Consider the following 23824-nt stretch of genomic DNA (forward strand, 5'->3'; position numbering starts at 1 on the left):
AGCCTGCGCCCGATGCGCGAGGGCGACCTTGACGCCGTGATGGCGATCGAACAGCGCGCCTATCCCTTCCCGTGGACACGCGGCATCTTCCGCGACTGCCTGAAGGCGGGCTACCCCTCCTGGGTGATGACGGAGCACGGCATGGTGATCGGCTACGGATTGCTCAGCATCGCCGCCGATGAGGCGCACGTGCTGAACATCTGCATCGCCCCCGAGCGCCAGGGCCGCGGACTGGGCCGCCATCTGCTGCGCGCGCTGGTGAAAATCGCCCGCGACCTGCGCGTGCAGCGCGTGTTCCTGGAAGTCCGTCCATCCAACCCCGGTGCCATCACGCTCTACCACAGCGAAGGCTTCAACGAGATCGGCCGCCGCCCGCGCTACTACCCGGCCCGCGACGGCCGCGAGGATGCGCTGGTGATGGCGATCGAGCTGGTGGCGGACGACATCACCACGATGCCGCCGTTGTAGGGCGGGCCCCGGCCCGCCGCCGTGCCGCCACCGCAAGACAACCCAACCGTCATCCCGGCGAAAGTCGGCGGGATGATGAAATGCAGTGGACGCAGTCTGTGTCCGTCATTCCCGCGAACACGGGAATCCATCTCGCTTCTGGCTGTGCTGAAGAGACAACGGCAACGTCAACGTGGATCCCGGCGTTCGCTGGGATGACGGCGACGATCGGACCCAGTGCGCAGTTCCCTGGGCGCTAAAGTTGGGCGCTAAAGCCAGCGCCGCACACGGGCCCGATACGCCTCGTACGCGGTCCCGAACGTCGCTGAAAGCGCACGCTCCTCCGGCAGGATCTGGTATCGGGTGACATACGCCATGTACAACGGTGCACCCACCGACGCGGCGGGTTGTCGCAGCCAGCAGGCCCAGGCGATCAGCAGCAGCGCGTGTCCCAGGTACATCGGATTGCGCGAGAGGCGATGCAGTCCGGTGATTACCAGTACCCGTGACGATGCCGGGCGAAGTGGGTTCACCGTCGTGCCGGCCCGGCCGAAAGCGAGCTTCGGCCACAGGTTGAACAGCAGACCGAGTCCTGCGAGCGACGCGACCAGCATCAGGCGCAGCGATGACGGCAGGGCAATGATCCCCGCAGGCACCGCGTACGCGATCCCCCAGGCGATGGCGCCACTCAGCACCATCACCACCGGGGGCGGAACGCGGGTCTCCAGCCGGCTCAGAGCTTCGCGCGCTGGCCGTGCAGGGCAGCGAGCTGGTTGCTCCAGTCGACCAGGCGCTGACGCTCCTGCTCGACCACCGCTGGTGGCACCTTGTCGGTGAACTTGGCCAGCTTGGCTTCGCTCTTGTCCTTCTCGCCCGCGACGCGGGCGATTTCCTTGTCCAGGCGGGTACGCTCGGCGTCAAGGTCGACCAGGCCATCCAGCGGCACCAGCAGTTTCAGTTCACCCACCATCGCGGCAGCGGAGGCGGGCGCATCGGCGCCGACGTCGAGCCAGGCGATGTCGTCCAGCTTCAGCAGGAACGACAGCGACGAGGCGAAGCGCGTGATGCGCGTGCGGTCGTTGTCGCCACCATCCTGCAAGAGCAGGCGGATGGTCTTCGCGGGCGAGACGTTGAGTTCGCTGCGCACGCGGCGCAGCGTGGACACCATCGTCTTCAGCCATTCCACGTCCGCATCGGCCTGCGCATAGTCCTGGCCGGCGAAGTCGGCGGCGGCCGGGTAGGGCCGCAGCGAGACCGTGCCACCGTCGATGCCCAGCTTCGGCGCGACCTGCTGCCACAGCTCCTCGGTGACGAACGGGGTCAGCGGGTGCAACAGGCGCAGCAGCGATTCCAGCACGTACAGCAGCGTGTGGCGCGTGCTGTCGGCCGCTTCCTTGTCATTGCCATTGAGGGCTGGCTTGGCCAGTTCGACGAACCAGTCGCAGAACTCGTTCCATGCGAACTCGTACAGCGCTTGCGCCAGCAGGTCGAAGCGGTAGGCGGCGAACTGGGTTTCGACCTCGGCGGTGACCCTGGCCAGGCGCGACAGGATCCACTTCTCGGCATCAGTGACTGGCGCGAGTGTAGGAGGGGCTTCAGCCCCGACTGTGTCCGAGGCCGATGCGGTCGGAGCTGAAGCTCCTCCTACAACAAAGCCCTCGGTATTCATCAGCACGAAGCGCGTGGCGTTCCACAGCTTGTTGCAGAAATTCTTGTAGCCCTCGGCGCGTCCCATGTCGAACTTGATGTCGCGGCCATGCGTTGCCAGCGCGGCAATGGTGAAGCGCAGTGCATCGGCGCCGTGCGGCACGATGCCGTCGGGGAACTCCTTGCGCGTGGCCTTCTCGATCTTCGGTGCATCCTTGGGCTTCATCAGGCCCGTTGTGCGCTTCAGGACCAGGTCCTCGATGGAGATGCCGTCGATGATGTCGAGCGGATCGAGCACGTTGCCCTTCGACTTGGACATCTTCTGGCCGTCCTTGTCGCGGATCAGGCCGGTCATGTAGACATCGCGGAACGGCACCTGGCCGACGAAGCTGTCGGTGGCCATGATCATGCGCGCCACCCAGAAGAAGATGATGTCGAAACCGGTGATCAGCACCGACGACGGCAGGTAGCGGTCGAAACCGCGCGCCTTCATCGCGTCCGCATCCGGCCAGCCCATCGTGCTGAACGGCCACAGCTGCGAGGAGAACCAGGTCTCCAGCACGTCGCTGTCCTGCGTGAGTGCGATGTCGGCGGACAGGCCGGCCTTCGCGCGCGCCTCGGCTTCATCACGGCCGACATAGCAGTTGCCGGCGCCATCGAACCACGCCGGGATGCGGTGGCCCCACCAGAGCTGGCGGCTGATGCACCAGTCCTGGATGTTTTCCATCCAGTGGCGGTAGGTGTTGATCCAGTTCGGCGGGACGAACTTCACTTCGCCCGACTCCACGAGTTCGAGACCGCGCTTCGCCAGCCCGTCCATCTTCACGAACCACTGGTCGGTCAGGTAGGGCTCGATCACCTGGTTGGTGCGGTCGCCGCGCGGCACCTGCAGCTTGTGCGGCTTGGTCTCGACCAGCAGTCCCAGGTCTTCGAGGTCTGCGAGCACGACCTTGCGTGCTTCGTAGCGGTCCAGGCCGCGATACTTGGCTGGAATCGTGTCGGCGATAGGCAGGTTAGCCAGCGATTTCTCGACTGCATCGACTGCTGTTTTCGCGAGCGCCGATGCGCTATCCACATCATCCGCAGCGGTGCCGACAATGCGCGCAGTCGGAGTAAGAATGTTGATCAATCCGCGACTCGGAAGCTCGTCAAAAACGCCGCTTTCGACATGCCGTTGCCAGACCTGATAATCGTTGAAGTCGTGCGCCGGCGTGACCTTCACCACGCCCGTGCCGAACTCGCGGTCGACGTAGTCGTCGGCGATGACGGGAATCTCGCGGTCGGTCAGCGGCAGCTTCACCGTCTTGCCGATCAGGTGCGCGTAGCGCTCGTCTTCCGGATGCACCATCACTGCGGTGTCGCCGAGCATGGTTTCCGGGCGTGTCGTGGCCACGGTCAGCGAACCGCTGCCGTCGGCAAGCGGGTATTCGATCGACCACAGGAAACCGTCTTCCTCGACGTTCTCCACTTCCAAGTCGGAGATCGCGGTCTTCAGCACCGGATCCCAGTTGACCAGGCGCTGGCCGCGGTAGATAAGGCCCTGCTCGTGCCAGCGCACGAAGGCCTCGATGACCGCCTTCGATGCATCCTCGTCCATGGTGAACGTGCTGCGCGACCAGTCGCCCGACGCGCCCATGCGGCGCATCTGCCGCTCGATGGTGTCGCCGGACTGCGCCTTCCACTCCCACACCTTGGCGATGAAACCGTCGCGGCCCAGCGAATCGCGCGTTTCGCCCTTGCCTTCCAGTGCCAGGTTGCGGCTGACCACCATTTCCGTCGCGATGCCGGCATGGTCGGTACCCATCTGCCACAACGTGTCGTAGCCGCGCATGCGGTGGTAGCGCACCAGCGCGTCCATCAGCGTGTGCTGGAACGCGTGGCCCATGTGCAGCGTGCCGGTGACGTTCGGTGGTGGCAGCAGCACCGTGTACGGCTTGCCTTCGCCGCTGGGCTTGAAGTAGCCGGCGGCTTCCCACTGCGCGTACAGGCGGGATTCGAAGGATTTCGGGTCGTAGCTGGAGGCGAGGTCGGTCATGGTGTCGGTGTCGGAGATGAGCCCCCTCCCCCGCATGCGGGGGAGGGTTGGGGTGGGGGAGCGCGCGGCGTCGCCCCCATCCGCCCTTCGGGCACCTTCCCCCGCAGGCGGGGGAAGGGAGCGTGGTTACATGTCGTGCTTGTTCACTTCAAAGCCGCGCGCCTTGTACTGCTTCCAGCGCTCGCGCAACGGCTCGCGCGCGGACGGGTCGGCCGGTACGACTTCCAGTACGCGTTCGCAGGCGCCGGCGAACGCGTCGTCGCGCAGGTTGATGACCAGCGCGCGCGCCGGCACGTCGATGTCGGGCGTGGCGATCAGCACGGGCGTCAGCTCGTCCTCTTCGTCCCCGGCGATCTGGTGCGGGATGTACGCATCGGGATCGAACTCCCACAACAGCTCGTCCAGCTCCTCCGCCTGCGCGGCGTCGCGCGCGAGGATCAGGGTCCACTGGTTGCTGTCGTAGGCCTTGCGCACCAGCTCGCACACCAGCTTGAGGGGTTCCTCGAGAAAGCGCGGCTTGGCGATCAGATAGAAGTCGGCACGGGCCATGGCGTAGGGGCAGCGTCGCCGGTCAGGCGACGCGGTCCAGCAGCCACTGGCTCAGCAGGCCGACCGGGCGACCGGTAGCCATGCCGCGCTTGCCTTCGTCGTTGGCCACGCCGGCGATGTCCAGGTGCGCCCAGCGCTGGCCTTCGGTGAAGCGGGCCAGGAAGCAGCCGGCGGTGATCGCGCCGGCCCAGCGGCCGCCGATGTTGTAGACGTCTGCGAAGCTGGATTCCAGCTGCGTCTGGTACTCGTCCCACAACGGCAGGCGCCAGGCACGGTCGAACACGGTCTCGCCGGCGCCCAGCAGTTCGTTGCTGAGGTCGTCGTGCTTGCTCATCAGGCCGCTGGCGTAGCGGCCCAGCGCCACGATGCAGGCGCCGGTCAGCGTGGCCACGTCGACCAGGGCTTCGGGCTTGAAGCGTTCGGCGTAGGTCAGCGCGTCGCACAGGATCAGGCGGCCTTCGGCGTCGGTGTTGCCCACTTCGATCGTCTTGCCGGACATGCTGGTGATGACGTCGGAGGGACGGTACGCATTGCCGTCGATGGCGTTCTCCACCGCCGGCACCACCACCACCAGGTTCACCGGCAGCTTCATCTTCACCGTGGCGACGAAGGTGCCCAGCACGCTGCCCGCGCCCAGCATGTCGTACTTCATTTCCTCGATGCCGCCCTGGGTCTTCAGGTTGACGCCGCCGGTGTCGAAGGTGATGCCCTTGCCGACCAGCACGTAGGGCTTGGCGTCGGCGGCCGCGCCATTCCACTTGAGCACGATCAGGCGGGGGCGGTTGACCGAGCCGCGGGCGACGGCCAGCAGCGAGCCCATGCCCAGCGCGTCCATCTGCGCCTCCTCCAGCACTTCGCATTCGGCGCCGTTGTCGGCGGCGAACGTCTGCGACTGCTCGGCCAGATACGCGGGAGTGCAGATGTTCGGCGGCAGGTTGCCCAGCTCGCGGGTGAACTGCACGCCGGCGGCGATCGCCACGCCCTGCGCGAGCGCCTGGGCGTCGTCGCCACGGATGGCGAGCTGGGCCAGGCCGGCGTCGTCGGCCTTCTTCTTGCCGAGCGTGGCGGTATAGCGGTAGCAGGCGTGGTCGAGGGCGATGACGGCCTGGCGGATCTTCCACGCGGCGTCGCGGTCCTTCACGTCCACGTCGGACAGGGTGAACAGCGCGCTGCGCACCGGTCCGACCTTCAGGGCGCGGGCGGCATCGCCGGCGGCCTTGAGGTACTGCGGTACGCCGAACTTGGCGGCCTCGCCCAGGCCGACGACCAGCACGCGCGGTGCGGTCACGCCGGGCAGGTCGTGCAGCAGCGTGGTCTTGCCGGTCTTGCCGCCGATGTCCCCCCGCTGCACCAGCGCCGACAGCTTGCCGCCGCTGGCCGCGTCCACGGCCTGCGCGGCGGCGGTCAGGCTCTTGTCGGCGTAGGCGCCTACCACGATGCAATCGACGCCGGCCTGGGCGGGGGCTTCGTGGTTCAGGGTGAATTCCAGCGTCATTGATCAGATTCCCGGTTCAGTTACGTACAATCGCAGGCCGGATGAAGGTGGCTGACGCCATCCCGGACCGCAGAGACTGCCGCCATCGATGCGGCGCACAAGCCCGAGATTGTAAATCAAGCCCCCCTGATGCCGAAGCTGGACCGCTACCTCTTCCGGGAATTCACCCAGAGCTTCCTGGCCACCCTCATCATCCTGCTGATGGTCAGCGTGGGCGGCGTGATGGCCGATCTGCTGGGCGATGTGGCGGACGGCAAGGTGCCGGCGCGGTTGCTGCTGTCCCAGCTGGGGCTGCAATTCCTCAACTACATGCCCTACATCATCCCGCTGGCGTTGATGCTGGGCCTGCTGCTGGCGTTCTCGCGCCTGTACCGGGACTCGGAAATGGCGGTCCTGACCGCGGCCGGCATCGGCCCGCGCCGCCTGTTGCGCCCGCTGCTGATGCTGGTGATACCGGTGGTGGCGGTGGTGGGCCTGTGTTCGCTGTGGCTGGGGCCATGGGCGCTGCGCACCGCGCAGGACATGCTGGACCACGCCAACCGCAGCCTGGTCGTCTCGGGGCTGGATGCGGGCAAGTTCACTGTCATGTCCAGTGGCGCCGTGGTTTACGTGAGCGCGTTGTCCCCGGACGGCACGGGCCTGAGCAAGGTGTTCATGCACCGCTCGGACGAGGGCCGTATCGACGTGGTGACGGCGAAATCCGGGCAGATGTTCTTCGAAGGCGAGCGCAACCGTTACCTGCGCCTGGACGACGGTTTCCGCGTCGAAGGGCCGGATGGCCCGGGGCTGGATTACCGCCTGATCCGCTACAAGGCGAACGAGGTCGCGCTGCCGGACCGGGCCGACACGATGGACAAGGACGATCCGGAACTCCTGCCGACGCCGCAGCTGCTGTCCGATCCGCGCCCGGATGCGAATGCGCAGGTCCATGCCCGTCTCACCCCGCCGCTGCTGGCGCTGGCGTTCGCCCTGCTGACCCTGCCGCTGTCCAGGAGTTCGCCGCGACAGGCGAGATATGGGCGCGTGATGCTGGGGTTCCTTGCCTACCTCGTGGGCATCAGCCTGATGTTCAATGGCACCCAGTTGCTGGCCGACGGCAAGTTGCCGGGCATGGCCGGCCTGTGGTGGTTGACGCTGCCGCTGCTCGCGGCGGCCATCTGGTTCTACCTGCGTGACGGCCAACTGTCGCGCAAGCGGAGGGTGGCATGAGGCTGATCCCCCGTCTGCATGACACCTACGTGGGCCAGGTCGTGCTGGTCACCGTACTGCTGACCTGGGCGGTGCTGGTGGGACTGGACGTGGTGATGGCGCTGTCCGGCGAAATCGGCGACCTGGGGACGGGCAACTACACCTTCGGCCATGCCGTGGCCTGGGTGCTGTACACCGTGCCACGCCGGGCCTACACGATGTTTCCCACGGCGGCCGTGATCGGTTCGCTGATGGGCCTGGGCCAGCTGGCGGCCAGCTCCGAACTGACCGCGCTGCGTGCGCTGGGCCTGTCGCGGCGCCGCCTGAGCATTTCGGTGGCAGCGGCGCTGGCCATCCTGACCGCCCTGATGGTGTTCAGCGGCGAGACGCTGGGCCCGTGGGGCCAGCGCCAGGCCGACGTGCTGAAGATGAGCGCGCGTACAGGCAACGTTGCGATGGACCGCTACTCCGGCCTGTGGGCGCGCGAAGGCAACACCTTCCTGTACGCGCAGAGCGGCGAAGAGAAGGACCAGGGCGGCGGCAAGGTGTCGCTGCAGCTGCGCGACGTGCGCATGTACGAACTGGCGGACGACGGCCGACTCGCCTCCATCGCACATGCCGCCATCGCCGAACACCTGGACGGCTACTGGCTGCTGAAGAACGTGCGCCGCACCACCTTCAACGAACGCTCCGCCACCCAGGTCACCGTGCTGGGCGAGCGCTGGGAGTCGGAACTGGACGCCTCGGTGCTGTCGTCCAGCCTGGTGCGTGCACGCAACATGCCCAGCCATGAGCTGAGCCAGAACATCGACTACCGCAAGCGCAACGGGCTGGACGCGCGCGATTACGAAGACCAGTACTGGGCCCGCTGGTTCTATCCGCTCAACGTGCTGGCGCTGTGCCTTGCCGCCATCCCGTTCGCCTTCGGCAGCCTGCGCAGCGGCGGCATGGGCAAGCGGCTGTTCCTCGGCATCGTGTTCGCGGTCGGCTTCTGGGTGCTGCAGACCATGTTCGTGCGCCTGGCCGGTGCGTTCCGGCTGGACTACCGCATCGCCTACGCGGTTCCACCCTTCGCCCTGCTCGGCATCTCCTGGCTGATGTTCCGGCAGAGAAGCCGCTGACGCGCCGTCAGGCGCGCTTCGGCAATCGCACCATCCGCGTGCCGCTGTAGCGGTCGTGGAAGGTCAGGCGTTCGCGATCCAGCCACGCCCACCAGAACCCCAATCCCGCCGCCAGCGTCGAGACCGTCGCCAGCGTGTAACGACGCCACAATGCCGCGCGTGTCGGCGCATCCCCTGCGGGGGTGACCACTTTCAGCCGCCAGGGCCGCATGCCGAGCGTCTGCCCGCCGCGTTGCCAGCTCCACGTGGCGTACACGCCGGTAACAACCCAGCAGCAGATCCAGAGCAGCCACCACAACGGGCTGAAGGGCGGGATGTTGTGGCGGACATTGCCGCTGGCCACCACGTCGATCAGTACGAACGGGACCGCGACGGCGATCCACAGCGCCAGCACGGGCCAGAAGTCGTAGAGCAGCGCGAGCAGGCGCCAGCCGATCAGGGCGCGGGGTTTTCCGGGGAGGGGGGCGGGATGCGTCATCGCGACAGGATACCGGCTAAGGCCCAGCCGCCCATTGGGGGAGCGACGTTCCCTCAGACAACTCCGGACAAATGATCCCGCTCGTGGTGAGCCTGTCGAACCATGCACTTTGCGCCGCATCGACAGGTCACGACAGCCTGCTCTCCCGTGGAAAGCGCGGTTCGACAGGCTCGCCACGAACGATATCCGGGGGCACCTGTTAACGGAGTGATCCAGACCTCCATGGCTACGCCGGGAAAGGCTGTCTGCGTTCATTCCTGTAATCGCGGGCCTCTGGCGACTGACGTCGCTCCCACAAGAGGGATATGCATCGCCTAAGCTTGCCGCATGACTGCCCGCACGCCCGCCGAACGCCGCCAGCAGGCGAACGCCCTGCCGCCCGTCCCCGACGCCGACGCCGACGCCATCGCGGCATTCCTCGACGTGATCTGGGCCGAGAACGGCTTGGCGAAGCCTTCGCTGGACAGCTATCGGCGCGACCTGGAAGGCTTCGCGCGCTGGCGGAACGGACGTGCAGGCGGACTGGCCGCCGCGGATCGCGCGGCGCTGTTTGATTACCTGGCGTGGCGTACGCGCGAAGGCTATTCGCCACACAGCAACGCGCGGCTGCTGTCGGCCCTGCGCGCGTTCTACGCGCAGCGGTTGCGCCGGGGCGAACGTGCGGACGACCCCACTGCGCTGCTCGATCCGCCGCGCCTGCCGCGCTCGTTGCCCAAGGCCCTGGCCGAAACCGAGATCGACGCGCTGCTGGCCGCGCCCGACACCGCCACGCCGCTGGGCCTGCGCGACCGCGCGATGCTCGAACTGATGTACGCCGCAGGCCTGCGGGTCAGCGAACTCGTCACGCTGCCTGCGACGGCGGTGAACCTGCGGCAGGGCGTATTGAGGGTCACCGGCAAGGGCAGCAAGGACCGGCTGGTGCCCTTGGGCGAGGAGTCGCAGCACTGGCTGGAAACCTACCTGGCACAGGCGCGCGCCGTCTTGGCCGGCAAGCGCAGCACGCCCTTCCTGTTCGTGGGCGCGGGCGCTGAACCGCCGACCCGGCAGCAGTTCTGGGGGCTGGTGAAGCGTTACGCGGCGCTGGCCGGCATCGATCCGGTCCGGATCAGTCCTCACGGGCTGCGGCACAGCTTCGCGACCCACCTGCTCAACCGGGGCGCCGACCTGCGCGCGCTGCAGATGCTGCTGGGCCACAGTTCGCTGTCGACCACGCAGATCTACACCCTGGTCGCTCGCGAACACCTCAAGCAACTGCACGGCCGGCATCATCCGCGGGCATGACGCGGGTCACGCTGGCGGGCGGTTAAGCCGCCTGCGCGGCGCCGTGTGCCAGAATCCCCGTCTGTTCCTGCCACCCAGCCGCACTGCGGCATACCCGGATGCCCTTGATGCCTCGCCTGATGACCGCCGCCCTTCTGGGTGCCCTGAGCCTGACCGCCTGTGCGCAGGCCCCCCAGCCGCCCGTGCAGGACGGTGCCGCGGCCGCGCCCGCCGCCCCGCAGGCGGCCGTGCGCCAGATCAAGGCAGGCGTGGGCGCCACCCCCGACGCACGTGCCCGTTCCGCGATCGCCCAGCTCAACCCGCAGGCGAAAGTGGAATACGTCGGCGCCGCACCGTTGCCGGGTTTCCGCGAGGTGATCGCGGGCGGCCAGTTGCTCTACATCAGTGACGACGGACGCTACCTGATGCAGGGCACCGTTCTGGACCTGGACCAGCAGCAGGACCTGATGCAGACCAGCCCGGCGCTCGCCGGCTACCGCAGCAAGCTGATCGCGACCATCCCGCACGCCGAACGCATCGTGTTCGCACCGCCGAACGCCAAGTACACGGTCACCGTGTTCACCGACATCGAATGCGGCTATTGCCGCAAGCTGCACGGCGAAGTGGGCGAGCTCAACCGTCTCGGCATCGCGGTGGAATACCTGGCGTTCCCGCGCATGGGCCTGGGCAGCCAGGACCACAAGGACATGATCTCGGTCTGGTGCGCGCCCGATCGCAAGCGCGCGCTCACCGACGCCAAGGCCGGCAAGTCGATCCCCTCGCGCGACTGCAAGAATCCTGTGACGATGGAATTCGACGTCGGCCAGCGCATCGGCGTCAGTGGCACCCCGGCGATCTATTCGGCCGAAGGCGTCCAACTGGGCGGCTACCTGCCGCCGGCCGCCTTGAAGGCCAGGCTGGACGAGTTGGCCGCCAAGGCGGCGCCAGCCGCCGCTGCCGGCGCCCTGTGACATCCCGAAGCCGGCCTTGCGCCGGCTTCGCTACAATAGCGGGCCCCGTCCTGACGGCTACGCCCCCACGGTTCCGGACATGATCGTCCTCGAAGGCCAACCGGCCTTGTCGCACTTCCGCCGCGCGCGGCTCGAATCCAAGCTCCAGTCGATGGCCTCCGGTGTCCGCATCTGCGGTGCCTGGCATGTCTACTTCATCGAACCAGAGGCCGGCGCTACGCCGGACCTGGCCACGTTGCGCCGCATCCTGCAGGCGGGTGACGAGGCGGCGGCGCTGGCCGATGGCGCGGTATCGCGCTTCGTCACCCCGCGCCTGGGCACGCTGTCGCCGTGGGCCAGCAAGGCCACCGAACTGCTGCGCGGCGCCGGCCAGCCGGTGAAGCGCGTCGAGCGCGGCCTGCGCATCGACCTCGAGGGCTGGGACGACGGCCAGCCGGCGCTGGCCAAGGCGCTGCACGACCCGATGACGCAGTCCCTGCTGACCACCCGCGACCAGGCGCAGGCGTTGTTCACCGCGCCCGCGCGCGGCGAACTGGAGCGCATCCCGCTGGCGCAGCTGGAAGCGGCCAACACCCGCTTGGGCCTGGCGCTGGCGGACGACGAGATCGACTACCTGCGCACGCGCTACACCGAACTCGGCCGCGACCCCTCGGACGTCGAACTGATGATGTTCGCGCAGGCGAACTCCGAGCACTGCCGGCACAAGATCTTCAACGCCAGCTGGACCATCGACGGCAAGGAGCAGGACCGCTCGCTGTTCCGGATGATCAAGCACACCCATGCGCAGACGCCGGAGCACACGCTCAGCGCCTACAGCGACAACGCCGCGGTGGTCGAAGGCTACCCGGCGGCGCGCTTCCGTCCGGACGGAAGCGGCCAGTACCGCCTCGAGGCGACGCTGGATTCGGCCTTCTGCATCAAGGTGGAAACGCACAACCACCCGACCGCGATCGCGCCGTTCCCCGGTGCCAGCACCGGTGCCGGCGGTGAGATCCGTGACGAAGGCGCGACCGGCCGCGGTGGCAAGCCCAAGGCCGGCCTGACCGGCTTCTCGGTGTCGCACCTGCGCATCCCCACGCTGCCTCAGCCGTGGGAAGCGACGCGCGCGCTGAATCCACGCATGGCGCCAGCGCTGGACATCATGCTCGACGGCCCGTTGGGCGGTGCCGCGTTCAACAACGAATTCGGCCGGCCGAACCTGCTGGGTTACTTCCGCAGTTTCGAGCTGCCCGAAGGCGCCGGCCTGACCCGGGCATACGACAAGCCGATCATGCTGGCCGGCGGCCTCGGCGCGATCGACCGCATCCAGGTGGAGAAGAAGACGCTGTCGGCCGGTGACGCCGTCATCGTGCTCGGCGGACCGGCCATGCTGATCGGCCTGGGCGGCGGCGCCGCGAGTTCGGTGGCCTCGGGCGAGAGCGCAGAGGAACTCGATTTCGCCAGCGTGCAACGCGACAACCCGGAGATGGAGCGCCGCTGCCAGGAAGTCATCGACCGCTGTGTGGCGATGGGCGGAGACAATCCGATCCTGTGGTTCCACGACGTGGGCGCGGGCGGCCTGTCCAACGCGATCCCCGAACTGCTGCACGATTCCGGCGTGGGCGGCGTGATCGACCTGGGCAAGGTGCCCAGCGACGATCCCTCGCTGTCGCCGATGCAGTTGTGGTGCAACGAATCGCAGGAGCGTTACGTGCTCGGCGTGCCGCAGGCGCGGCTGGCCGAATTCGCGGCGATCTGCGAACGCGAGCGTTGTCCGTTTGCCGCCGTGGGCGTGGCGACGAAGGAAGAACATCTCGTCGTGGCCTACGGAGCGACCCCGGGCAACATTCCTGCCGATGCCCCCATCGACCTGCCGATGGACGTGCTGTTCGGCAAGGCGCCGAAGATGCACCGCGATACCGGATATCCCGATGCGCCGAAGTGGCCCGCCCTGCAGACGGCAAGCCTGGATCTGCGTGACGCCGGCCTGCGCGTACTCGCGCATCCCACGGTCGCCTCCAAGCAGTTCCTGATCACCATCGGCGACCGCAGCGTCGGCGGCCTGACCGCACGCGACCAGCTGGTCGGCCCGTGGCAGATGCCGGTGGCCGATTGCGCCATCACGCTGAGCGGCTATGAAGGCTTCGTCGGCGAAGCGATGGCCATCGGCGAACGCACGCCGCTGGCCCTGCTCGATGCCGCTGCCGCCGCCCGCATGGCGGTGGGCGAGGCCATCACCAACCTGTGCGCCGCGCCGGTGGAATCGCTGCATCGCGTGAAGCTGTCCGCCAACTGGATGGCCGCCGCCGGCCATCCCGGCGAGGACGCGCTGCTGTTCGATGCGGTGAAGGCCGTGGGCATGGAGCTGTGCCCGGACCTGGACATCAGCATCCCGGTAGGCAAGGACTCGCTGTCGATGCAGGCGCAGTGGCACAGCGATGGCCAAGCGCAGAAATCCGTTTCGCCCGTCTCCCTGATCATCAGCGCCTTCGCGCCGGTGACCGACGTGCGCCAGCAACTGACGCCGCTGCTGTCGCGCGAAGACGACAGCGAGCTGTGGCTGATCGGCCTGGGTGCGGGCAAGAAGCGTCTCGGCGGTTCCGTGCTGGCGCAGGTGTATCCGCAGTCGGGCGGCGAGGGCGCGTGGCCGGCGTTCGCCGGTGACGGTCGTGACGAAAGCGTGCCGGATCTCGACGATTCGCAGCGCCTTCGCGATTTCTTCCACCTGATCGCGGATGCGCGCGAGGCCGGCCTGCTGCTGGCCTACCACGACCGCAGCGACGGCGGCGCGTTCGCCGCGTTGTGCGAGATGGCGTTCGCCTCGCATCGGGGCCTGGACATCAACCTGGACGGCTGGGGCGACGATGCCTTCCGCACGCTGTTCGCCGAGGAACTGGGCGCGGTGGTGCAGGTGGCCGACGAGGATCGTGCCGCCTTCGCCGACCTGATCGAACACCATGCGCTGACGGAGTGCGCGCAGCGCATCGCGCGCCCGACGACCGCCGCCGTGGTGCGCGTGCAGCAGGAGGGTGACGTGCTGGCCGAGTGGCGCTGGGAAGAGCTGTTCGATGCCTGGTGGTCGGTGACGCATGCGATGCAGAAGCTGCGCGATAACCCGGAGACGGCCGATGAGGAGCGCGAGACCACGCGCCAGTTCGGCCGCACCGGGCTGAAACCGAAGCTGTCGTTCGATGCGGGTGACGATGTCGCTGCGCCGTTCATCGCCACGGGCAAACGCCCGAAGGTCGCGATCCTGCGCGAGCAGGGCGTCAATGGCCAGATCGAAATGGCGTCGGCCTTCACCCGCGCCGGTTTCGATGCGTTCGACGTGCACATGAGCGACCTGATCAGCGGCCGCGTGGCGCTGGATGATTTCAGCGGCATCGCGGCGTGCGGCGGTTTCAGCTATGGCGACGTACTGGGCGCCGGACGCGGCTGGGCGACCTCGATCCTCGAGCGCAGCGCGCTGCGTGATGCGTTCGCGGCGTTCTTCGCGCGCGACAACACGTTCTCGCTGGGCGTCTGCAATGGTTGCCAGATGATGAGCCAGTTGAAGGACATCATCCCCGGTGCGACGCACTGGCCCCGCTTCCTGCGCAACCGCAGCGAACAGTTCGAGGCGCGGGTGTCGTTGCTCGAAGTAGTGGAGTCGCCGTCGGTGTTCTTCCGTGGCATGGCCGGCTCGCGCATCCCCGTCGCGGTCGCGCATGGCGAAGGGCGCGCGGACTTCGCCAGTCCGGCCGACCAGGGCGCGGTCCGCGTCGCATTGCGTTTCATCGACGGCGATGGCCAGGTGGCGGCGTCGTATCCGCAGAATCCGAACGGTTCGCCCGATGGCATCACCGGCCTGACCAGCGACGACGGTCGCGCCACCATCCTGATGCCGCACCCGGAACGCACTCCGCGCAGCGCCAACCACAGCTGGCATCCGGCCGACTGGCCGGAAGATTCGCCGTGGCTGCGCATGTTCCGCAATGCGCGGGTGTGGGTGGGATGATCGTGCGTGCCCGCCGGCGACGGCGGGCCACGCCCGGGCAACGCGGCACCTGATAAAGTCCGGGCCTTCAAGGAGGCTTCCGTGAACGCTGCCGCGCTCGACAATCCGCTTTCCGACGACGAGCGCATCGTCGCGGCCCTGCTGGCGCGCGGACGCCTGAAGGAGGCCGACCTGGCGCGTGCCCGCCGGCTGCAGGACGAGACCGGTGGCGATCTGCTGGCGCTGCTGTCGCGGCTGGGACTGGTCTCCGAGCGCGACCATGCCGAGACCGCCGCCGAGGTGCTGGAGCTTCCCCTGGTCGCGGCGAAGGATGCGCCGGACGCGCCGCCGGAATCGGTGGTGCTCTCGCAGCGTTTCCTCAAGCAGTTCCATGTCTGCCCGGTGGGCGAGGACGAGGCCCACGTCGATCTGCTGATGGCCGATCCGCAGGACCGCTACGCGCTGGAAGCGGTACGCCTGGCGACCGGCCGCGCAGTGCGGCCCCGCGTGGCGCTGCGCTCGGAGATCAGCGACCTGATCGAGCGCTACTACGGGCAGGGCCGCAGCGCGATGGGTGCCATCGTCGAAAATGCGGACGGCGAGGCCACCGCAGACCTGGATGATGTCGAACACCTGCGTGACCTTGCCTCGGAGGCGCCGGTCATCCGCCTGGTCAACCTGGTCATCCAGCGTGCGGTCGAGCTGCGCGCGTCGGACATCCACATCGAACCGTTCGAGAACCGCCTGAAGGTGCGCTACCGCATCGACGGCGTGCTGGAGGAAGGCGAAAGCCCGCCCGCCAACCTGACTGCGGCGGTCATCAGCCGCGTCAAGATCATGGCCAAGCTCAACATCGCCGAGCGCCGCCTGCCGCAGGACGGGCGCATCATGCTGCGCGTGCAGGGCAAGGAACTGGACCTCCGCGTCAGCACCATGCCCACCGCGCACGGCGAAAGCGTGGTGATGCGCCTGCTGGACCGCGAGACGGTGGTGTTCGACTTCAAGAAGCTGGGCTTCACCGATGCGTTCCTGCCGCAGTTCCAGAAGGTGCTGGAACAACCCCACGGCATCCTGCTGGTCACCGGCCCGACCGGCTCGGGCAAGACCACCACGCTGTACACCGCGCTGAGCAGGCTCAACACGCCGGACGTCAAGATCATCACGGTCGAGGACCCGGTCGAGTACCAGATCGAAGGCATCAACCAGATCCAGGCCAAGCCGCAGATCGGGCTGGACTTCGCGCACGCGCTGCGCAGCATCGTGCGCCAGGACCCGGACATCATCATGATCGGCGAAATGCGCGATCTTGAAACCGCGCGCATCGCCATCCAGTCGGCGCTGACCGGCCACCTGGTGCTCAGTACGCTGCACACCAACAATGCGGCCGGCGGCATCACCCGCATGCTGGACATGGGCGTGGAGGATTATCTGATGACCTCCACGGTCAACGGCATCCTGGCCCAGCGGCTGGTGCGGCGGCTGGAGCCCACGCATGCGGAGCGGTACCCCGCATCGCCCGAGGAAATCGAGAAATTCGCCCTGCGCCGCTTCCAGCCGCATGGCGAGATCTACCTGTATCGCCCGCGTGGTTCGGCCATCGCGCCGACCGGTTACCTGGGACGCACCACCATCGTCGAGTTCCTGGTGATGAACGACGAAATCCGCCGCGCCATCATGCGCCACGCCGGGATGGGCGAACTGGAACAGCTCGCGCGCGACTCGGGCATGCGTACCATGTACGAGGACGGCATCGTCAAGGCGCTTGCCGGCGAGACGACCATCGAGGAAGTGCTGCGCGTGACCGAGGAGGGCTGAGGCGATGAACAGGATGCGTGCGGGCTGCCTGGTCGTGGCGATGTGCGCGATACCGGCCGTCGCGTCGGCCGGCAAGGCCGCGTCGAAGACGCTGGCGCGTGGCGAGCTCCCGGCCGGCTTCGCGGTCGGCACGGCATCGCCGTCGCTGGCGCTGCAGGTCGAGATCGTCGACGGCAAGGTCACGGCGTCCGCGCCGGCCGGCGGTGAACCGGGCAACCTGCGCGCCGCGCGCAGTGGCGACGCTGCACAGACCACCCTGATGGTCAGCAGCACGTTGCCGGTGGCGATCAAGTTCGATCTTTACGTCTCGATGGACGGAGAGCAGTTCACCTACGCCAGCAGCTGCGGCGTCACCCCGGGCATTTCTTCCTTCGAGATGTGGGAACAGCCGGTGAAGCATTTCGCGCTGGGCAATCCCCGCGTCCTGCCGGCCGGCCGCATGGCCTGCGACTGAGTCCGGGCTTCCGGCAGGGAACAAGGGCCCGGCAATGCCGGGCCCTTGTCTGTTGCGCAAACGGAACTTACAGGTCGATACCGAAACCCACGCCGGCCGACTTCTCGTCACCACTGAACGCACCGCCGATGCTGAAGGACGCACGCTCGCCGATGGGTTTGGAATAGCCCACCGACAACGCGTTCTCGCCGTTCTGCCAGCCCGCACCCACGGCCACGCGGCCGCGCGGGCTGCGACTGCCCGCTGCGTTGATCGCCATGTTCAACATCGCCGAGCTCATCGCACCCATCCTGTCGAGCCTGCGATCCTGCTCGGAGAAGCGGCGGTCCACGTCACCACGGAAGGCATTGAAGTCGTCCTCCAGCGCCTTGACCTGGAAGTCAGCATAGGCCTTCGCGCTGGCCAACGTGCTCGCCGAGGATTGATCCGTATAGGACTGTGCGCTGCTGAGCGTGTTGGCGTCGCCCGCATCGGCGTAGGACGCGGCCGCTGCCGGCACGTCCGCTGCCGCGGTGGCGTCGGTCGGTGCCGCGACCGCCGGTTGGCCACTGGCCACGGCGCCGCTGCCGGCGGCATCCGTGGTCGTCGCCGTGCCGCGTGTCGGCGTCGACGCGGTCCCGCCGGTGCTCGGCGCGGACGCCGTTTCGCCGGCGACCTGGCCCTGGCTGGCCTGCGTCGGCGGCGCCGCACCGGTGGATGCCGTTGTGCCGCTGCTCGATCCGCTGTACATCCCGTACAACTCGTTGAGCTTAGCGTCGACGGCCGTGAATGCCGCGCCCACGTTGTTGTACGACGTGCCCTGGATCGTGTAGCTCGGCGCGATGAACACGCCGCCGGAGAAGCCGGCGCCGCCGCCCAATGCACTGGCGACGAAACTCAGCTGCGACAGGTTCACGGCATCGGTGGCCTGGGTGCCGGCCGCGACGTTGGCAATCTGCCGCTCGCTGCCGGCGCTGCCGACGGAGACCGTATCCTCGCGGTCGGCCACCGAATCGCCGCCGATGGCGACGCTGTTGTCGGCTTCCGCCGTTGCCAGGTTGCCCAGCGCGACGGCGTTGAATCCCGGCGTGTACGCACCGCCGCCGACGGCAACGGAGTAATCACCCGAGGCTTCCGTCGCCAGCGCGCCGAAGAACGCGCCACCCACCGCCACGCTGTTGTCGCCGCTGGCGATGGCGCGAGAGCCTACTGCTGTCGCGTCGAAGTTGCTGGCGGTGGCGGCGAAGCCCAGCGCGGTGGCGCTGTCGCTGCCGGCCTCGGCGCCATACCCGAACGCGGATGCACCGAAATCGGACGCGCTGCTGTATCCACCGACGGCGGTGGCGGCGTCACCCGACGCATCGCTGCGGAAACCGGTCGCGGTGGCCTGCAGGCCCGACGCGGCGCTTTCCGTGCCGGTTGCGGTGGCGTAGGCGCCCGACGCCGTGGCGCCCGCGCCGGTCGCGGTCGCGCCGGTGTCGCCGGCCGCCGCGCCTACACCCACCGCCGTGGCGTCATCCGCCGTCGCCTCGGTGCTCGCGTAGACAGGATTGCCGTCTTCATCGAGCAGTGGATCGCCGTTGTCGTCGAACAGCTGGCGCTGTCCGCCCAATGCGACCGCACCGGCGCCCGTCGCCTGCGCACCCGCGCCGTTGGCGACGCTGTTCTCGCCGGTGGCGGTGGCATTGAAGCCGCTGGCCGTTGCGCCGTTCGCGAGCGCGAAGGCGCCCGAACCCGTGGCAGTCGCACCGACACCGTCAGCCAGCGCGGCCGAACCGGAGGCCGTTGCGTAGTCGCCGGTGGCGGTGGCGTCATCGCTGCCGTCGCCTGCGCCATTGGCCTTGAAGTAGCGCGTGGCATTTTCCGATGCATCGGCGAGGGCGTTGAGCTGGTCCAGGTTCACCGCATCGGTGCCTTCGGTGCCGGCCGCCACGTTGGTGATCTGGCGTTCCGCCCCGACATCGCCCACCGACACCGTGTCGTCGCGGTCGTTCCACGAATTGGCGCCGATCGCCACGCTGTTGGTCGCGCCCGCCACCGAGTTCACGCCCAGCGCCACACTGTCGTCACCATCGGCGTAACTGTTGTGGCCGATCGCGGTGCTGTACTCGCCCGTGGCCCACGCCCCGTTGCCGAAGGCGGAACCGCCGGTGCCGCTCGCGCGCGTGTTGATCAACCCGAAGAACGTGGTGCCGCCGACGGCCGTGCTTTCCTCGCCGCCGGCACTCGCGCCTTCGCCCACCGCCGTCGCGCCGCTGCCCGCCGCGTCGGCGCCGTAGCCGAATGCCGAGGCGAAATCGCCGCCTGCGCTGCTGTAGCCGCCCATGGTGGTGGAAGCGAGACCGGACGCATCGCTGCGGAAGCCCACCGCGGTGGCCTGCGTGTTGGATGCGCTGGCTTCCGTGCCCGAGGCGGTGGAATAGGCCCCGGATGCGTTCGCACCTGCACCGGTAGCCGTTGCGCCGGCTTCGCTGGCGATGGCGCCGGCGCCGAGCGCGGTGGCGTCGTCCGCCGTCGCTTCCGTGCTGGCGTAGACAGGATTGCCCTCTTCATCGAGCAGCGGGTCGCCGTTCTCGTCGAACAGCTGGCGTTGTCCGCCGATCGCAACCGACCCAGCACCTGCCGCCTGTGCGCCGGCACCGTTGGCAACGCTGTTCGCGCCGGCGGCGGTGGCGTTGAAGCCAGTGGCAGTGGCGCCATCGGCGAGCGCGAACGCACCGGAGCCGGTAGCGGTTGCACCCACGCCGTCCGCCAGCGCGGCAGAACCGGAGGCGGTCGCGTAGTCGCCGTTGGCGGTGGCATCGTCGGTGCCGTCATTGGCGCCGTTTGCCTTGAAATAGCGTGTGGCCTCTTCGGAGGCCTCGGCAACTGCGGTCAACTGATCGACATTGACAGCGTCGGTGCCTTCGGTACCGGCCGCCACGTTGGTGATCTGGCGTTCGCTGCCCGCGTCACCCACCGACACCGTGTTGTCGCGATCCGCCACCGAGTTGGCGCCGAGCGCCACGCTGTTGTCGCCCAGCGCGGTGCTGTAGAAGCCGACCGCCGTGCTGTTGTCGCCGCTGGCCCACGATTCCGCGCCCAGCGCCGTGGCGTAATCGCCGGGCGCGTACGAGAAGAAGCCGGCTGCGGTGCTCTCCAGGCCGGAGGCTTCCGACAGGCTGCCGGCGGCCAGGCTGTAGTCGCCTGCCGCGATCGCACCGGAACCGAACGCCGCTGCGCTGAAGCCGCTCGCCTGCGTATAGACGAGGAAACCGAACCCGGGAATCAGGTCGGCCGGCCCACCGACGGCCACGCTGTAGTCCCCGGTCGCACCGCTCGCATGGCCGAAGCTGGAAGCGTATGAACCCGTGGCCGTGCTGCCGTAGCCGAACGCGGAACTGGCTTCGCCACTCGCTTCGCTGAGTACGCCGAACGACGAACTGCCGAGGGCGGACGCCAGGCTGCCGGAGCCCACCGCCGTTGCGCCGAGGCCGGACGCCACGGTGTTGACGGTGATCGGGTTGCCGTCGGCATCGAACGCATCCACCTGTCCGCCGACGGCAATGCTGGATTCGCCACTGGCTTCGGCGCCGCTGCCGTTGGCGAGGCTGTTGCTGCCGGTGGCGGTGGCGTTGAAGCCGGTCGCCGTCGCACCGTCGGCCAGGGCGAACGCGCCGGAACCCGTCGCCGTCGCACCGGCACCGTCGGCGAAGGCCGCCGAGCCCGATGCCGTCGCGTAGTCGCCATTGGCGGTCGCATCGTCGCTGCCATCGCCTTCGCCATTGGCCTTGAAGTAGCGGGTGGCGTCCTCCGATGCCTCGGCGACGGCGTTCAACTGATCCAGATTGACCGCATCGGTGCCTTCGGTACCGGCGGCGACGTTGGTGATCTGCCGTTCGCTGCCGGCACTGCCGACGGAGACCGTGTCCTCGCGGTCGGCCACGGAGTCGCCACCGATGGCCACGCTGTTGTCGGCTTCGGCGGTGGCCAGGTTGCCCAGCGCGACGGCATTGAAGCCCGGGGTATACGCGCCGCCGCCGACCGCGACGGAGTAGTCGCCCGAGGCTTCGGTCGGAATGAGGCCGAAGAATGCACCACCGACTGCCACGCTGTTGTCGCCACTGGCGATGGAATTCGATCCGAGCGCCGTCGCATCCCAGTTGCTCGCCACGGCACCGAAACCGAGCGCGGTAGCGCTGTCGCCGCTGGCCTCGGCACCGTAGCCGAACGCGGAGGCGCCGAAGTTGGAGGCACTGCTGTAGCTGCCGATGGCAGAGGCGGCATCGTCCGAAGCATCGCTGCGGAAGCCGACGGCCGTCGCCTGGATGCCCGATGCAGTAGCCTCGGTACCGAGCGCGGAGGAATACGCACCGGACGCATTCGCGCCTGCGCCCGTCGCCGTCGCCCCGATGTCGCTGGCGACCGCGCCGGCACCCAGGGCCGTCGCATCGTCCGCCGTCGCCTCCGTGCTGGCGTAGACCGGATTGCCCTCTTCATCGAGCAGCGGATCGCCGTTCTCGTCGAACAACTGACGCTGTCCGCCGAGCGCGACCGCGCCGGATCCCGATGCCTGCGCGCCCGCACCGCTGGCGATGCTGTTCTCGCCGGTCGCGGTCGCGTTGAAGCCGGTGGCCGTCGCTCCGTTGGCCAGTGCGAACGCGCCTGAGCCCGTCGCGGTCGCACCGACGCCGTCGGCCAGTGCCGCCGAGCCGGACGCTGTCGCATGGTCGCCGTTGGCGGTGGCGTCGTCCGTGCCATCGTTGGCGCCGTTCGCCTTGAAGTAGCGCGTGGCGTTTTCCGATGCCTCGGCGACCGCGTTCAATTGATCCAGATTGACCGCATCGGTGCCCTCGGTACCGGCGGCGACGTTGGTGATTTGCCGTTCGCTACCAGCGCTTCCGACCGAGACCGTGTCTTCGCGATCGGCAACCGAGTCGCCACCCAGCGCCACGCTGTTGTCTGCGGTTGCAGAGGCGAGGTTGCCGATGGCGGTCGCATTGGTGCCCGGAGCCCACGCGCCGCCACCGACCGCCGTGGAGAAATCGCCCGACGCTTCGGTCGGCAGGAAGCCCAGCAGCGAACCGCCGACTGCGACGCTGTTGTAGCCCGTTGCGATGGAGCCCGAGCCCAGTGCCGTGCTGTCGCCGCCGCTGGCATCGGCGCCGTAACCGACAGCCGTGTCGAAATCGCCCGAGGCACTGGAGAAGCCGCCGAGCGCAACGGTCGCAATGCCGGTGGCGGTGCTGGTGTGGCCGGCCGCCAGGGCCTGCGTGCCCGATGCGGTGGAGGAACTGCCGAAGGCGCCGGCATAGGCACCGGTGGCCTGGCTTCCCGTGCCCACCGCGCTGGCGCCGGCGCCCGTCGCGTTCGCCTGCGTGCCGACGGCGGTCGCATTCCCGCCGGCGGCGTTGCTCTGGCTGCCCAGCGCCGTCGCGCCTTGCGCGGTCGCGCTGCTGTCGTACCCGACGGCGGTGGCATTCACGCCCGTGGCTTCGGCGTAACCGCCTACGGCGGTCGCTCCTGCCTTGTTGGCAATGCTCTTGTAGCCGACCGCAACCGCGTGGCGCCCGGACGCATCGACGCCGTCGCCGCACGACACCGCATTCTCGCCGGGGCGCCCGTCCTTGATCGGATTGCCACGTGCATCCACACAGTAGGCAGGTCCCGTTCCGATCTGCGGCTTGTCGTTCCGCGGTTGGCCCTTCTGCTTGTCATGGGCCAATGCCGCGCCGAACGGCGCACCCGCGAGCAGTGCCGAAGCGAGCAGCGTCACGCCAAGACGCGCACGCACGCGGGCGCCGGACGACATGACGCCATGCGCGCGTCGGGCGAACTCCGATGCCACCACCAGCATGCCGAGGGAAGGGTTCCACACCTTGCTGTAAATCCTGTTCATGGATCACGTCCTTCATTCTGTGTTTTCGGGGGAATGCGACAGCACCCGACGCCACGGCGACGGGCGTTCTACGGTGGACTACGTCAGGGGAACAGACAGCGCGGCGCGCGACAGGGGAGGCGCGACGCCGGATTGCACGAGATGTTCTGCGGAAGCGGGAGAAGGAGATCCGGATGCAGTGGCCGGGCGTCGCCATGCCAAGTTTCGCGTGCGCCGTGCATCGCGAATGACGCGTGGGCCGAGACGTGGTGACGTGAAGATGCGAAGAAGAACATCGCATCGATAAAGGCTTCCCGCATTCCCCATCCCCTGATCCGAGATGATGCAAAACAGCTCCGTGTGTCAGAACACTACATGCGCGTTGTGCAATTTGCGAGAGATTTGCTACGTTCGACGCAACGCGGGAAAACAGCTGAAAACAAGGTGTTAATGCCATGTGTACGCGGCGTGTTCCCTGCGTGAAGAGTGTCGTGGCAGGTAAACAGGGGTACCTGGACGATCCGCTTGAAATGGAAATCGCAAGTCGTTGAGTAGGCACGTTGTAAACGCGTT

The 23824-nt window shown here is 68.1% G+C and carries 14 protein-coding genes; 8 read left to right on the forward strand and 6 right to left on the reverse strand.

Annotation, left to right across the window (positions count from 1 at the left end):
* The first annotated feature begins 12 nt into the window (after window positions 1–12).
* Entirely contained in the window at window positions 13–468 is a 456-nt protein-coding gene (rimI, locus tag IB223_RS03255) for a ribosomal protein S18-alanine N-acetyltransferase (protein WP_192201229.1), read from the forward strand.
* A gap of 248 nt (window positions 469–716) precedes the next feature.
* Here rimI and IB223_RS03260 read toward each other — a convergent pair whose 3' ends face one another.
* The 4 genes from IB223_RS03260 to IB223_RS03275 all read right to left on the reverse strand — a co-directional run bounded on the left by IB223_RS03260 (window position 717) and on the right by IB223_RS03275 (window position 6173).
* Window positions 717–1145 (reverse strand): isoprenylcysteine carboxylmethyltransferase family protein, encoded by a 429-nt coding sequence (locus IB223_RS03260; RefSeq protein WP_192201230.1) that lies wholly within the window; start codon window positions 1143–1145, stop codon window positions 717–719.
* A 35-nt stretch (window positions 1146–1180) separates the two neighbouring features.
* Window positions 1181–4129, reverse strand: a complete 2949-nt coding sequence (locus IB223_RS03265) for a valine--tRNA ligase (protein WP_192200229.1) — start codon at window positions 4127–4129, stop codon at window positions 1181–1183.
* Between the two features lie 126 nt (window positions 4130–4255).
* Window positions 4256–4678, reverse strand: a complete 423-nt coding sequence (locus IB223_RS03270) for a DNA polymerase III subunit chi (protein ID WP_192200230.1) — start codon at window positions 4676–4678, stop codon at window positions 4256–4258.
* A gap of 22 nt (window positions 4679–4700) precedes the next feature.
* Window positions 4701–6173, reverse strand: coding sequence for a leucyl aminopeptidase (locus tag IB223_RS03275; RefSeq protein ID WP_192200231.1), 1473 nt, complete (start codon window positions 6171–6173; stop codon window positions 4701–4703).
* A 129-nt stretch (window positions 6174–6302) separates the two neighbouring features.
* Here IB223_RS03275 and lptF point away from each other — a divergent pair, with 129 nt between their 5' ends.
* Window positions 6303–7382, forward strand: coding sequence for an LPS export ABC transporter permease LptF (lptF, locus tag IB223_RS03280; protein WP_192200232.1), 1080 nt, complete (start codon window positions 6303–6305; stop codon window positions 7380–7382).
* On the forward strand, window positions 7379–8482 hold the full coding sequence (gene lptG / locus IB223_RS03285) for an LPS export ABC transporter permease LptG (RefSeq protein ID WP_192200233.1): 1104 nt from the start codon (window positions 7379–7381) through the stop codon (window positions 8480–8482). Before lptF ends, lptG begins: the two co-directional genes overlap by 4 nt.
* 7 nt (window positions 8483–8489) lie before the next feature.
* On the opposite strand, the gene IB223_RS03290 is transcribed toward lptG, so the two are convergent.
* Entirely contained in the window at window positions 8490–8960 is a 471-nt protein-coding gene (locus tag IB223_RS03290; RefSeq protein WP_192200234.1) for an RDD family protein, read from the reverse strand.
* Window positions 8961–9287: 327 nt separating this feature from the next.
* Between IB223_RS03290 and xerD the strand changes: the two genes are divergently transcribed.
* The 5 genes from xerD to IB223_RS03315 all read left to right on the forward strand — a co-directional run bounded on the left by xerD (window position 9288) and on the right by IB223_RS03315 (window position 17415).
* Entirely contained in the window at window positions 9288–10241 is a 954-nt protein-coding gene (gene xerD / locus IB223_RS03295) for a site-specific tyrosine recombinase XerD (RefSeq protein WP_192200235.1), read from the forward strand.
* A 107-nt stretch (window positions 10242–10348) separates the two neighbouring features.
* The gene (locus IB223_RS03300; RefSeq protein WP_192200236.1) at window positions 10349–11191 is read left to right on the forward strand and encodes a thioredoxin fold domain-containing protein; all 843 of its coding nucleotides are present in this window, start codon (window positions 10349–10351) and stop codon (window positions 11189–11191) included.
* A gap of 79 nt (window positions 11192–11270) precedes the next feature.
* Complete coding sequence (gene purL / locus IB223_RS03305) at window positions 11271–15167, forward strand: phosphoribosylformylglycinamidine synthase (RefSeq protein ID WP_192200237.1); 3897 nt, start codon at window positions 11271–11273, stop codon at window positions 15165–15167.
* Between the two features lie 81 nt (window positions 15168–15248).
* The gene (gene gspE / locus IB223_RS03310) at window positions 15249–16961 is read left to right on the forward strand and encodes a type II secretion system ATPase GspE (RefSeq protein WP_192200238.1); all 1713 of its coding nucleotides are present in this window, start codon (window positions 15249–15251) and stop codon (window positions 16959–16961) included.
* Window positions 16962–16965: 4 nt separating this feature from the next.
* The gene (locus IB223_RS03315) at window positions 16966–17415 is read left to right on the forward strand and encodes a hypothetical protein (RefSeq protein WP_192200239.1); all 450 of its coding nucleotides are present in this window, start codon (window positions 16966–16968) and stop codon (window positions 17413–17415) included.
* A 67-nt stretch (window positions 17416–17482) separates the two neighbouring features.
* On the opposite strand, the gene IB223_RS03320 is transcribed toward IB223_RS03315, so the two are convergent.
* Window positions 17483–23272 carry an ESPR-type extended signal peptide-containing protein gene (locus tag IB223_RS03320; RefSeq protein ID WP_192200240.1) on the reverse strand — a complete coding sequence of 1930 codons (5790 nt, stop codon included), beginning with the start codon at window positions 23270–23272 and terminating at the stop codon, window positions 17483–17485.
* Window positions 23273–23824: the final 552 nt, after the last annotated feature.

The sequence above is a fragment of the Pseudoxanthomonas sp. PXM03 genome (assembly GCF_014852005.1).
Classification (GTDB): Bacteria; Pseudomonadota; Gammaproteobacteria; order Xanthomonadales; family Xanthomonadaceae; genus Pseudoxanthomonas_A.

Bases quoted from the DNA above. Each gene is read 5' to 3' on its own strand.
- IB223_RS03290 (WP_192200234.1), bottom strand. From the start codon at position 8,960: ATGACGCATCCCGCCCCCCTCCCCGGAAAACCCCGCGCCCTGATCGGC.
- xerD (WP_192200235.1), top strand. From the start codon at position 9,288: ATGACTGCCCGCACGCCCGCCGAACGCCGCCAGCAGGCGAACGCCCTG.
- IB223_RS03260 (WP_192201230.1), bottom strand. From the start codon at position 1,145: ATGGTGCTGAGTGGCGCCATCGCCTGGGGGATCGCGTACGCGGTGCCT.
- IB223_RS03320 (WP_192200240.1), bottom strand. From the start codon at position 23,272: ATGAACAGGATTTACAGCAAGGTGTGGAACCCTTCCCTCGGCATGCTG.
- IB223_RS03300 (WP_192200236.1), top strand. From the start codon at position 10,349: ATGCCTCGCCTGATGACCGCCGCCCTTCTGGGTGCCCTGAGCCTGACC.
- IB223_RS03315 (WP_192200239.1), top strand. From the start codon at position 16,966: ATGAACAGGATGCGTGCGGGCTGCCTGGTCGTGGCGATGTGCGCGATA.
- IB223_RS03265 (WP_192200229.1), bottom strand. From the start codon at position 4,129: ATGACCGACCTCGCCTCCAGCTACGACCCGAAATCCTTCGAATCCCGC.
- IB223_RS03270 (WP_192200230.1), bottom strand. From the start codon at position 4,678: ATGGCCCGTGCCGACTTCTATCTGATCGCCAAGCCGCGCTTTCTCGAG.
- rimI (WP_192201229.1), top strand. From the start codon at position 13: ATGCGCGAGGGCGACCTTGACGCCGTGATGGCGATCGAACAGCGCGCC.
- purL (WP_192200237.1), top strand. From the start codon at position 11,271: ATGATCGTCCTCGAAGGCCAACCGGCCTTGTCGCACTTCCGCCGCGCG.
- lptG (WP_192200233.1), top strand. From the start codon at position 7,379: ATGAGGCTGATCCCCCGTCTGCATGACACCTACGTGGGCCAGGTCGTG.
- lptF (WP_192200232.1), top strand. From the start codon at position 6,303: ATGCCGAAGCTGGACCGCTACCTCTTCCGGGAATTCACCCAGAGCTTC.
- IB223_RS03275 (WP_192200231.1), bottom strand. From the start codon at position 6,173: ATGACGCTGGAATTCACCCTGAACCACGAAGCCCCCGCCCAGGCCGGC.